The sequence below is a fragment of the Pseudomonas sp. TH08 genome (assembly GCF_016651275.1).
Classification (GTDB): domain Bacteria; phylum Pseudomonadota; class Gammaproteobacteria; order Pseudomonadales; family Pseudomonadaceae; genus Aquipseudomonas.
Map to the genome: position 1 here is coordinate 566,221 of NZ_JAEKEE010000004.1, position 12,905 is coordinate 579,125.

Annotated in this window: 6 protein-coding genes and 1 pseudogene; all 7 read right to left on the bottom strand. The window is 59.5% G+C overall.

What is annotated here, in order from left to right:
- Nucleotides 1–308: 308 nt before the first annotated feature.
- A pseudogene (locus JFT91_RS30280) lies at nucleotides 309–4,642 on the bottom strand (RHS repeat-associated core domain-containing protein); the annotation flags it as partial.
- Nucleotides 4,639–7,563, bottom strand: a complete 2,925-nt coding sequence (locus JFT91_RS19650) for a type VI secretion system Vgr family protein (protein ID WP_201233562.1) — start codon at nucleotides 7,561–7,563, stop codon at nucleotides 4,639–4,641. The gene JFT91_RS19650 and the pseudogene JFT91_RS30280, both read right to left, overlap by 4 nt.
- 127 nt (nucleotides 7,564–7,690) lie before the next feature.
- Nucleotides 7,691–8,206, bottom strand: a complete 516-nt coding sequence (locus JFT91_RS19655) for an Hcp family type VI secretion system effector (RefSeq protein WP_007958075.1) — start codon at nucleotides 8,204–8,206, stop codon at nucleotides 7,691–7,693.
- 435 nt (nucleotides 8,207–8,641) lie between these two features.
- Complete coding sequence (gene souR / locus JFT91_RS19660; protein ID WP_201233563.1) at nucleotides 8,642–9,664, bottom strand: transcriptional regulator SouR; 1,023 nt, start codon at nucleotides 9,662–9,664, stop codon at nucleotides 8,642–8,644.
- Between the two features lie 50 nt (nucleotides 9,665–9,714).
- Nucleotides 9,715–10,836 carry an agmatine deiminase family protein gene (locus JFT91_RS19665; protein ID WP_201204181.1) on the bottom strand — a complete coding sequence of 374 codons (1,122 nt, stop codon included), beginning with the start codon at nucleotides 10,834–10,836 and terminating at the stop codon, nucleotides 9,715–9,717.
- A 53-nt stretch (nucleotides 10,837–10,889) separates the two neighbouring features.
- A complete protein-coding gene (locus tag JFT91_RS19670; RefSeq protein WP_201204184.1) occupies nucleotides 10,890–11,993 on the bottom strand; it encodes an extracellular solute-binding protein in 1,104 nt (367 codons plus the stop codon).
- A 2-nt stretch (nucleotides 11,994–11,995) separates the two neighbouring features.
- Nucleotides 11,996–12,904: an N-carbamoylputrescine amidase gene (aguB, locus tag JFT91_RS19675; RefSeq protein WP_201233564.1), complete on the bottom strand. Its 909-nt coding sequence runs from the start codon at nucleotides 12,902–12,904 to the stop codon at nucleotides 11,996–11,998.
- Nucleotide 12,905: the final 1 nt, after the last annotated feature.

The following is a 12,905-nucleotide window of genomic DNA, read 5'->3' on the forward strand; positions in this document are numbered from 1 at the left end:
GCTCGAGGGCCCAGTGCGGACAAAGTATTAGCCGCTTTACTGTCCAGTTTTTCAAAGCGGTCAGTCGGCGAAGGCACCTCGACGATATCCACCTTACCGTCATGACGCAGCCCGGTCACGTCCGGACGAGTCAGAGGATCTGTCGGCACACCCGTCACCGTTTTAACGGCGACATCAACACCGACTTTCTGATACTGGCCGCTTTTCGCCATCTCCTCGGCAATGGCCTCGGATTGTTCGGCATGACCGACGCCGCCGGTCTTTTGCCCGGTGCCGACGATTGGACAACCGTTAACGACTCGTATCGGTTGTTTCTTGAGCCCGAAAGGGTCCGTCCATCCCACCGGGTTCGGCGCGTAGCAATAGAGATTGACCCCACCGAGATAACCGATCGGATCTTGACTGATGAACCGTCCAGCGCCCGGATCGTAATATCGATAGCGGTTGTAATGCAGCCCGGTTTCAACATCGTGGTACTGCCCTTGAAAACGAATGGGATTGCGCACACCTTGCCGCTGCGCCCATGGCGAGTACTCTTCGCTTGCCACACCCCACGCTTTGTACTGAGCACTCCAGGCAATATTGCCGCTCTCGTCGGTCAACTCCTGCGGTGTACCCAAGTGATCACACTGGTACCAGAGCACCGCATCGAAGGGTTCTACGCGCGGCTGATGATTCCACAACGGATCGTCGTCCAGGCTGTAATCGCCATGATACTCAGGCACCTCCATGAGGTTGATGGGGGCGTGTCGAAGGGCCTGTGCCACTGGAACAAAGGAGCCCGGCTCATAGATATAGTGCACCGTGCGCCCGGTGCCGCCCTCAAGGTCGGCGGGGCTGCTTTCCCAGGCGAGATTGTCACCGTCCCAGCCGTAAAGCGTGAATCCACAGTCGAACTCGCGCTGTTTACGCGCCTGTTCGTGACGGTTCCACTGCGAGCCGGCTTCCGGACGCGCCGTGTAATGCGCCCGGGAGTTTTTATGCAGACGCCTTCCCAGTGCGTCATAGGCGAAATCCACCGCCAGATGTTTATCTTCGAAATGCACTAACCGGTCGAAAAGGTCCCATTGCAAACAGGCGCGATTGCCATCGTGCCAACGCACTGTCTGGTTACCACGCTCGTCGTATTCATAATGCGTTCCGGCGTATTCGCGCAGCAGGTTATCCAGCACCTTGTGGCGCGAAGCGTCCTGATCAAGCGGACGGCGTATTTCGTTGACCTGTTCGTCCAGCAGGTTACCGGCCGGATCAAAGGCAAAGGTTTCGGTGCCCAGACGACTGGCAGCGACCAGCAGTCTGCCGACAGGGTCATATCGGTAGCTCAACGCACCACGGCGACTGTCATTGATGTCGGTCAGTTGGCCGACGGCATCAAAGGTGTACTGGCGCTTGAGCAGCGTGGACTTGTCATCAGAGCGCACGAGCAATTGCTCCTGCAACCGTCCGACCGGGTCCCATTTCTGCGTTTGCAGCAGCCGGTTGCCCTGATGACGGGCGACCTCGCGATGCAAGTCGTCGCGTTCGTACCCGACCAGTTCCTGCTCATCCACCCTCATCCCGAGCAGATGGCCGCTGCCGTAGGTTAACCAACTGACCCGATGCCCGTCCGGGCGAACCGTGGCAATACGCTGGTTGAGGGCATCGTATTCATGCTGCCAGAGCGCAACCGCCGAAGTTTCCAGCCCCAGGTAATGCTGGTGCTCACGCACCAGATTGGTAGCCGGGTCGTAGAACCATTGCAAGCGACTCTGGTCATTACAGGCCATGGTCAAATTGCCGTTACCGTCATACGCGTACGATTCGCTCTGAGACTGATCCCCCAGATAGGCACTGCGCTCGATCAGACGCCCCATCGGGTCGAAACTGACACCAATGCGTCGACTGCCGTTGATGATGTCCGCCAGCCGCCCCGTTTCCGGGTCATAGCGGTAGCGCGTCACGCGCCCGTCAAAGCCGCTTTCCTCAAGCAGCCGACCGATCGGGTCATAGCGAAAATGGGCGCCCCGCTCATTCTCGTTTTCCAGGGTCAGCAAGCGGCCCATGCGATCCCAGCGATATCGTAACGTCTGCTCGGCCGCATCCATTCTTTGCGAAATCAGGCCGGCGGCGGTGTATTGCCAGGTTGTGCAACGCTCCAGCGCATCGACATGGGCCAGCAAGCGCCCTTCGGCATCACGCTCAAAACGCTCTTCGGTCTGGTCCGGATGCTTGATCAGCACCAACTGCCCGGCCTGGTAGTCATACTCGGTGCTTTGTCCGGCGGCATCGGTAAAGCAGCACATCTGACCGCGATCGTTGTAATCCCAGGTACTGGTTTTCCCGGAGCAGTCGGTGTACTTGATCAGTTGATCGGCGTCGTTGTATTCAAGGGTTTTTTCGTTGCCGATTGCATCCTTGATGGCAACGGGTTGGCCGGACGGGCTGTAGGCGTATTCCGTCTTGTTACCCAGCGGATCGACCGCTTCGACAAGATTGCCGCGATCGTCATAGGCACGCAGCCAGACTCCGCCTTCCGCGTCCATGATCTTGATCAGTTGGTCTTGATCGTCGTAGGCGTAATGCTCCACCGAGTCATCCGGGCGGATATGTTCAACCCGGTTGCCACGCTCGTCGTAACTGTAAAGATCCGCGGTTCCGTCAGGGTGAACGTGGCGCAAGACATTCTTGGCTTCATCACGGAAGAACCACTCTGAACGCTCGTCCGGATGGCGAACGCGATACGTGTAGCCAAGGATGTCGTAGTAGTGCCACGTTTCGTTGCCAAGCGCATCGATCACATAGGTCAGACGAATGTTTTCGTCCCACTCAAGGCGTGTATCGAAGCTACCGTCATCCGCCCACTCGCGAATCGCTTTGGCGTCCGCACCGTGGCCGTTCCACTGCAGATTCATGCCGCGACCGGTGCGGTCGGCATATCGTGTAATGAGGTGAGACTGGTACTCGTACGATCTGATCGCGCCGTTCTCGTCCTGCGCCTGAGTAAGATCGCCATTGGCGTCATATTGGTAGGCGCAAAGCTGACGCTGCGGCACACCATCGTAAATTTCCCATAGCCCGGACAAACGGCCTTGGTCATCGATCATGGTGCCCAGATGCCGATGGACTTTGGTGATGTCATCCTGATAAGTGATCAGGTCCGACAACACTGACAAGTCGCCGTGCCGGTGTTCGTAATGCAGCATGATCCCCGCGCCGTTGCGCAACACCACACCGCTCAACAGGTATCGCTGACCTCGCCGCACGTAGGTCTCCCGGCGTTCGATACCACGGCACAAGACGATCTGGTTTTCAGACGCGCGAACGACGGTAACGTCTTCGATGGCGTCATGGTGAAATTCCCCGGTTTGGGGAGCGGGTATGCGTGAATCCGACCGTCAGCGGCGTGGTAGGCAAGGCCTTCATCGACACAATCGAAACGCGCGGTGAACTCGGTGACCCAGCGCGCGCCCAGCTCGCTTTGATCGTAAGCGTCGAGTCGGGAGCTATAGGTGCGAATCCATTCAATCGGGAATGGGCCAGGCAGGCTGAAATCGGTATGACTGAACGTTTCCGAACCCAAGGCAAAACTGATGCTGCGAGTGGTGGTCGCGGCGACGCCATTCTTACAGGCGTTGCAGTGCGCGGTGGCGGGCGCCTGAAGGCTAGTCGACTCCAGCCGGCCCTCACCCGCCTGATGCCGCGCTTGACTTGTCGCATTGGGTTTGACCGATGTTCCCTGACCGTGAGCCCGGCGCTTGCGCCAGGTGACCACGGCGCCCGCCAACATCTGCAGCAGCCAGCCGATGGAATGCTGGACGCCGGGATCACCGAGTTTTTTCATTTGCGTGCGCAACTCCACGCCCAACGTGCGCAGCATGGAGGTGTTGCTCAGCACTAAAGCCTTGGCACTGTCCGGCAGCAGATTCTTCGCCGCACTGTTGGCGACGCCTTTACCCGCGGCCTTATAGGCGCTAAACGCAGCGCCAAATATATTGCCGATGGCGGCCTTCGGGTCATGTAGCAATTGCCCGCCGGCGGCACTCATTTTGGCGCTCGCGGCTTTCATGTCGCCTTTGGCATCGAGCTTGCCGTTGACCACGGTTTCCAGACCCTTGGCAATCTCGTTTACTGCTTTTTGGCCAAGCTCGCCGGCGTCGTCAAGTATGCTTGCCAGCTTGGGCTTGGCCTTTTCCACGAAGTCATCGATCGTACCAACGATGGTCGCATTCAAGTGGCCGATCAGCACTTCTATCAGCGAGTCCCCCAGCAACATCTTGGCGCTGTTGCGCAACTCCTGACGGACCAGAGACAGTGTCGGACGCAAGGTCATTCGCGCTGAAGCCATCGTCGGCGGTGCCGGAAGCACACCGATCAGATTAATGCCCAGACTGACCCAGTCCAGTACCTGACGCTGTTTGCTTTTGGCCAAAGTGACAATGTCGCCGAGCGCATCGACCAACGCCATGATGTTGCCCACCACCGGCAAGGCACCCGCAACGTTCTTGACTCGATCAAGCGTCACGACGCCGCCACTGATGGATTGCAACCAGGCATCGAATTTTGCCGCACCACGTCCGACATCCTTGATGTCGATGGTATTGAGCGGTACCACCGCCACTTGCGGTTCGCGCTTTTTCTCGGCAGCGGGAGTTGGTGTGGTCATGACAGCACCTCACCTGGCAGCAGACTGGAGAACGAGCCAAGGTCCGGCGTTTTTATCGCGGTTTTGGGTAACGATACCGATGGCAGACTCGGCAACTTGCCGGCCTTGCTCGCCGCCCCCAAAATCCCCGACGCGCTCGGCATCGCAGCGCTCGCCAGTTTCGGCAATCCAGCCACCCCGCCCTGCACCACCCCTTTGACCTGCTGCGCCGTTTGCATCGCACCTTGGGCGGTCTGCATCGCACTCATCCCTGTTTGCGCCATGTCCTTGCCCTTTTCCAGGATGTCCCAGCTCTTGCTCGGCAAGACCTGTGCGACCATCGCCTGCACCTGGCTCGGCACTTCTTCAGCCCCCGGCGGGTTCAACGGCCATTCCGGTTTACCGATGTAGCTGCCATCGCTCCAGGTGTCCGCCGGGTCCTTGCCGAACAGCACGCGCGCCGGCCCCGGTGCGGCGCCCGCGACGCTGGCGAAACCTTTGCCGTCGAGCTTGCCCTTGATGCTTTTGCCCAGTGCGTCGATGACTTCGTAATCGCCTTCTTTGATGCCCTGACGCCCGGCGTACTGGTTGAACAATTCCAGATTGCCCTTGCCCGGTTTCGGTGGTTCCGGGAATACACCGGCCAGACTTTTCGCCCCGGTGTAGGCGAAATTCGCCGCGTGCGCGGTGTACGGGCCGCTGGTGGCGTGGGTGATGCCGCCGGCGTTGTAGGTGGTCGCGCTGCCGCCGCCCTGAATCACCAGCTCGGTTTTCGCAGTGATGGTGATGCGGTCTGCGTTGGCGGTGATGTTGAGTTTGGCCAGCAGGTTGATGCTGTCCTTGAGTGCCCGCACATCAATGTCGCCGGACGCCGCGACCAGACGCCAACCCATGCTTTGCACGAACAGACGCATGCCCCGGCTGGCACTGGCGAGCAGGCGTTTGCCGATCGACAGGCTGGTGTGCCCGGTGCTGCTCAGCGCCAGGTGTTCGCCCGTGGCGATGTGGCTGGAGCGCGGCGTGGTCAAAGCGATGCCGGCCGGGCTGGCGAGGACCAGATGCGGCTCGGTGAATTCCGGGAATTCGTTGGCGGTGAGGTTGGCCGGGCCGCTGCCGAGCACGCCTTGATGCTGGGCGTGCAGCGCTTTGGCAACGTCGTCCTGATCGCCCGCTTCCTGAGCCTGAAGCTCTTTGGCTTGAACGGCGAAGCCATCCTGCTGATCGCTCGCGGTAGCGAGCCGCTCGGCGGTTTCCGGCAGGTCCTTGTGGTGCTTGGATTCGTTCGGGCGCGGTTCGGTGGTGATCAACAAACCCGCAGCCGCACGTACGGCACCGTGGCGATCGGTGCGCAGTTCAAAACCTTCGCCGCGTGGCTGACCGCCGCTTGGCCGCGGATGGGTCAGATAACCGAGGTTGATCGCACTCGCACCGTGGTCACTGCGCAGCGCGATGCTGATCTCGCTGGTGGTGTCGTCGATGCGCAGTTCGTTGGCGCGGCTGCCCTTGTATTCCTTGCTCTTGACCGTGGCCAGGGTCTTGAAATCCGGCAGTTTGTACGGCGGCAGATTCGCGCCGTGGTACAGGCAACCGGTGATCAAAGGCTGATCGGGATCGCCCTCAAGGAAGGTGATCAGCACTTCCATGCCGACTCGCGGAATATTGATCGAACCAAACGTTTCCGCGGCCCAGCTCGACGCCACGCGCATCCAGCAACTGGTCATGTCGTCGTGCTTGCCTTCACGGTCCCAGAAGAACTGCACCTTCACCCGGCCGTACTGGTCGCAGTAGATCTCTTCACCTTCGGGGCCGCAGACCACAGCGCTTTGCGTGCCGAGGACTTTTGGTTTCGGGTGATCAAGCGGTGGGCGGTAAGGCACGTCCCACGGGATCGCGCTGAAGCGGTTGCGGTAGCCCTGGTGAAAATCGTCCTTGTTGTCAGTGGTGTCGCTGGTCACCGACTCTTCCAGCACCTGCGGCTGCTTGCCTTCGTGGAAGATTTCGGTGAGCAGCCAGAGGTCATTCCACGTCGGATTGGCGTGGTCGGTCAGGGCGAGGAAATGCCCGCTGACCAGGATCGGTTGATCGCTGTTGCCTTCGGCCAGACGATAGTCGCTGCGATGGCGTTCCAGGGCGCGATTGGCCAGGTGCTTGCCACGCTCGCGGTCGACGAAACGGCCCGGGTAATCGTAATCTTCGAGGTCCGGTTGGGCGCTGCTTTTGGCGTCGCTTTCCAGCTCGATCTTCGGTTTGACGAAGTCGTAATCGCGGCGCGTGGTGCGGCTGGTGCGGGTGGCCAGACGCAGACCGAAACGCTTGACCACCGGTTTGTCGGCGACCAGTCCGGAGTCCTGCTGATAGGCCACCGGCGCCAGTTTAGGGAACACCGTCTGGTCATCGCCGAAGGTCAGTTTGTGGCCGCTGGCGGTGTGCTGGAAGTGGTAGTGAATCCCCTCCTCCTCACACAGACGCTGGATGAAATCGAGGTCCGACTCGTCGTACTGCACGCAGTAGATGCGCTCGGGATAGATCGCGCTCAGCTGGAAGTGATAATCGCTGGCGAGGATGCCGTGTTCTTCCAGCACCTGACTGATGATCTGCTGCACGGTCATCTGCTGGAAGATGCGCTGATTCACCCGATGCGCCAGGTACGCCAGTTGTGGGCGCAGGGAGATTTTGTAGCGCGTCAGCCGCTTGCCCGCCTCGCCCTGGGCGATGCTGTAGACCAGCCCATGAATGCCGCTACCGCTCGGCGACAACTGAAGAAACGCCAGTTTGTGCAGCACGCTTTCGAGGTTGATCGAAGCCTTTTCGCTGACCAGTTCCAGTTCGAACTCGAAGGGGGTATTGAGTGCCTCTCGACCGGTGAACGACAGCACCTGGAAATCGCTGTCGACGCCATCGACGGTCAGATTGAAATGAGGCTGATTGGCCGGTGAGAACATCCCTTGTTCCTCGCGCAGTGCTGCAACGCGCCATAGCCTCTGGTGGGCCGGTGGCGAAAAATTCTTTAAGTCGTGAACGTGCCTCGACCGGCGAAACCGGCCGAGGCGGTAACACCATCAGCCGTAATTAAACGACTGGAGCACGCCAGTCATCGGAACCCGAAGTACCGGATACTTCGTGGGTCCAGGTGATTTTGCGGTAGGTGAATTGCACTTCTTCCAGGTGCGTGAAGTGCGCGTTCGACGGGTCCTGGCAGTTGTGCATTTTGTTGTTGATGGCGACGATGATCGCGTCTTCCAGTTTGGTGGTGTAGTAGTGCTCTTGGGTGCCTTGAGCCGAAGTGCGGTACCACTGGATAACGATTTCGCTCATGCGCTCGCCCGAAGTCAGAGCAGCTTGCAGCAGAGGCGATGCCTTGTCGTAGACCTTGGTGATCACCACTGGCTTGTGCACGCGTTGGCCGGTTGGCTGACCGGATTGTGGGTCACGCGGGATGATCACGTCGTGAGTGAATGCCTGAACCATGACCTGGTCTTCATGACCTTCCTGGTAAGTGTTGCCAACCGAGTCGGCTGTGAAGGCGCCGGCAGTGATCAGACCTTGTTTTTCGCCAGTGACGGACATGTACGCGGGTGTTGCCATGGGGATGCTCTCCTTGCTCAAAAAGACTCACTCGACAGGCACCATTGCCCATCAGAGTGGCGATGAGCTATCAAACTTCATGCCAGATATTTCGAACCCCTTTTGGATCAATGCTTTGAGCTGGACCTAGCGCATTCCTACGTCGCTTAAACCAAAATAAACAAAGAAAAGTGCGCAACTTCTTGCGCAGTGCTGTGCAAGAAGTTGCGCACTCGTCTGTACAGAACGGATTACTTGGCCTGGAGAGATGTGTCCACATGGTTATCCACATTCGAGTGCGCAAGAAGTTGCGCACATTGGTGTGAGGGCCAAAATCAGGAATCCAGAACCCCTCACCCTAACCCTCTTCCGGAGGGAGAGGGGACTGACCGGGGTGTTTGGGGGAGGTACGCCGACGTGTGAAACCGTGTTGAACTCGGGTTAATAGACGGCTTGTTATTTAACGAGGCGTTTTTCTTTCGACGGTCGATAGCCGAAATACGAGCTGTAGCATTTGCTGAAATGGCTTGGCGAAACGAAGCCACACGCCACCAGCACTTCCACCTGCGACAACTCGGTGTGTTGCAGCAAGCGCCGCGCTTCGGTGATGCGCAGCTCCAGGTAATAGCGCTGTGGCGTGGTACCGAGTTGCTCCTTGAACAAGCGCTCCAACTGACGCCGCGAACGACCGGCGTAAACCGCCAGTTGTTCCAGTTCCAGCGGCTCCTCAAGATTGGCATCCATCAGCTTGACGACTTCGCGCAACGGCGCACTGACGCAGATGTTTTCATCCGGTTTGATGCGTCGATAGCGCGATTCCTCGAACGCCAGAATATCTTCGATGCCCTCGACCAACGCCTTGCCGTGCAAGCCTTTGATCCAGTCCAGCGCCATGTGGAAAGCGCCAGAGGGGCTCGACGCCGTGAGCCGGTCGCGATCAATCACGTAAGGCTCGCTGCTGACCTGGGTGGACTTGGCGATTTCGGTGAGCGCCGGGCGATGTTCCGGGTGGATCGCGCAGCGATAGCCGTCAAGCAAACCGGCGCGCCCGAGAAACCACGCGCCGTTCCACAAACCGGCGAGGGACACGCCCCGCTCTGCCGCTGCGCGCAACAGGTGGGTCAGCTCATCCGCTGCCTTCAGCTCGGTTCGGTAACCGCCGCACACCACTAGCAGATCCAGATCATCCAGCGCCGCCAGATCAATCCGTGCGTCCGGACGAATAACCAGGCCCAGATCGCTGATCACTTCAGCTTCGCTCAAGCCAAACGTGCGCGACGCAAACAGCTCGGCGCGCAGCAGGTTGGCGGTGATGATGGTGTCCAGCGCCTGGGTGAAGGCCGGTAACGAAAAGTGTTCGAGCAGCAGAAAACCGGTGCGCGTCATGCGGGTGTCAGCCGATTGCTCACTCAGATAGCGGAGGTTTTTCCCCTTCATGCCTCCGCTGAATTGGCGTCGTTCGATCAAGGTCTGGTCCATCGGTCATGTTGTTATCCGCCGATAGTTGGCCCGATCCGCCGCAGAGTCAATCACGCCTGTGGTTGATGACTGGTCACGCAGTGAATTCCGCCGCCACCCGCGGCAATCGCGTCGATGTTGAGCTGGACGATTTCGCGATCCGGATACAGCTTGGCCAGCAGATCAAAGGCCTTTTGGTCCGCCGCTTTGTCGCCGAACTCCGGGGCGATGATCGCGCCGTTGATCACGAAATAATTGATGTAACCGGCGGCGAAGTCCGGGTTGTTCTTGTTGAATTTGGTGGTGCGCGGCTTGAGCGGCGGCGAAATCGTATGAATCTGCAGCCTGCGGCCATCAGCGTCAGTGGCGTTTTTGAGAATCTCCAGGTGCGCCAGCGTGACCTTGTGATCGTAGGACTCCGGGTCGGTGTCGAGGTTGGCAATCACCACGCCCGGTTTGATGAAGCGCGCGTAGAAATCGACGTGAGCGTCAGTGATGTCTTTGTTCTTGATCCCCGGCAGCCAGATGATTTTGCGCAGGCCCAAGCGCTCCTTCAATTCTGCCTCGACATCAGCCTTGCTCCAGTCGGGGTTGCGGTTGCTATTGATCCAGCTGCTTTCGGTCATGATTCCGGTGCCATGGCCATCGACTTCGATACCGCCGCCCTCGCCCACCAGTTCGCTGCGCTGATAGGTCGCTTGCGCATCGGCAGACACCAGTGCGGCGATTTTCGCGTCTTTGCTGTGCTGCTGTTTGTTGCCCCAACCGCTGAAGTTGAAATCCACGGCACCCAGCCCGCCCTTGTCGTCGATGACGAAATTGGCGCTGATGTCACGCATCCAGATGTCGTCGAGTGCGGCAGTCACGTAGGTGATGTTGCGGGTGCCGCAAAATTCTTCGGCGAGGCTGCGCTCGTTCTTGCGGCAGAACACCGTGACCGGTTCATAACGGGCGATGGCGCGGGCGATGCGGCCGAGGGCTTCCTGGACGTCTTCGGTGAAGTCTTCCCAGATCGCATCCTGCGCGCCGAAGGCGATATAGGCTCGCTCGTGTTTGTCACCCTCGTCGGGCATGAACCAGCGTTCCTGTGCAGCCGCGAGCACTGTGCGCGGCGACAGGCCAAGGCTCATGACCGCGGCACTGACACCGGCAACCACCGAGGCCTGTTTAATGAAATCGCGACGAGTCGTCATGGGTGCTTTTCCTGAATATCGGTGAAGGCCGGCGATGGCTCGCCGGCCGTGGATCATTGGCCAGTGGCGGTTTTGAATTTGGTCCAGGTGCGCATGCGGGCACGCATGTCGGCCTGGGAAATGTCCTTGCCCGCAATCAATCGAGAATAGGTCGCTTCATCAAGATAGATGTCCGGGTTGTCGCGCATCACCGCATCGACGCCCGCCCGCGCCTTGGCGCTGGACGTCGGGTAACCGGTGGCATTACTGATCGCGGCCATGTTCTCCGGGCGCATGACGAAATTGATGAACGCGTAGGCGTATTCCGGGTGTTTGGCGTCTACCGGAATGGCCATGGTGTCCATCCATATCGTCGTGCCTTCGCGGGGCACTCGATACTGAAATTTCGTGTGCTTGCCGGCGCTGTCGGAGGTGCGCTGCGCCTGGGTCATGTCGCCGCTGTAACCGAGGGACAGGCACAGGTTACCGTTGACCAGATCGGTCACCGGTTGCGACTGGAACTTGCGAATATGCGGCCGCAGTTTCATCAGCAAATCATTTGCCGCCGCAAGATCCGCCGGTTTGGCGCTGCGCGGATCGCGGCCGAGGTAATTGAGCACGACGGCCAGCACTTCATCCGGCGAGTCGATCACGGAGATACCGCAGTTGGCGAACTTCGCAGCCAGTTCCGGTTTGAACAGCATGTCGAGGCTGTTGACCGGCGCATCGGCCATGCGCTGTTTGATCTGCTCTTCGTTGTAGGTCAGGCCGATGGTGCCCCAGGTATAGGGCACTGTGGCTTTTTGAGAATGCTCGTAGTGGCTGCGCAGTTTCTGCAAACCGGGTTCGATGTCGTCCATTGCCGTCAACTTCGATTGATCCAGCGGCATCAGGCTGCCGGCGCGCATCAAGCGCTCGGCCACCGTGTCGCCGGGAAAAATCAGGTCATAGCCGCTGCCGCCGGAGAGCATTTTCGCCTCTAACGTTTCGCTGCCATCCAGAACGTCGTAGATCACTTTGATCCCGGTTTCGGCGGTGAAACGGCTCAGGGTGTCTTCAGCGAAATAATCGGCCCAGTTGTACAGCCGCAGGGTTCTGTCTTCGGCATGCGACGACGGCATGAAGCAGGTCAGTGCCAGGCCTATCGCGCCGAGCAAGCGTTTGTGGTGGGTAACCATAATCAAACCCCTTGAGTGTTCCAGCGTGCATGAAGGTGGCGACCGTCCTGACTCAGCAGCGGCCCATACATTTCCGGACGTCGATCGCGGTAGATGCCCCAGCTCAAACGCTCTTCGCGCATGGCTGCCAGATCGAGGCTGTGCAGCAGCACGCCGGTGCTGTCGCGGTCAGCTTCGGCGAGCAATTTGCCTTTGTGATCGCAGATGAACGACGAGCCGTAGAAGCTCATGTGCAGATCTGGATCGGTGGTCGCGACTTCTCGGCCCACTCGATTCGACGCCACCACCGGCAGCAGATTGGCGGCGGCGTGGCCGCGCATGGTCATCTGCCAATGGTCGCGTGAATCCAGCGCCGCGCAGCCAGGTTCCGAGCCGATCGCGGTGGGATAGAGCAACACTTCAGCGCCCATCAAAGCCAGGCAGCGCGCCGTTTCGGGGAACCACTGATCCCAGCAGATGCCGACGCCGAGACGCCCGAACGTGGTGTCCCAGACTTTGAAACCGCTGTCGCCGGGGCTGAAGTATTCCTTCTCCTGATAACCGATGGCGTTGGGGATGTGGGTCTTGCGATACACACCCGACAGGCGCCCATCGGCATCGGCCACGGCCAGCGAATTGAAGTAGGCGTTGCCGGCCTTTTCGAACCAGCTCAGCGGCAGCGCCACACCCAACTCCCGGGCCAGCGCGGCGAAGCGAGCGAGTACGCGGCTGTCGCGATACTCCTCGGCCAGCCCCAGGTGCTTATGGCTTTGTTCGATGCAGAAGTACGGCGTGGCGAACAATTCCTGCAACAGGATGACTTGCGCGCCCTTCTCCGCAGCCTCCCGCACCAGCCGCTCAGCCTGATCGAGATTGCCGGGTAAATCCCAGGTGCAGGGCATCTGTGTAGTGGCAATGGTCAATAACGTCATC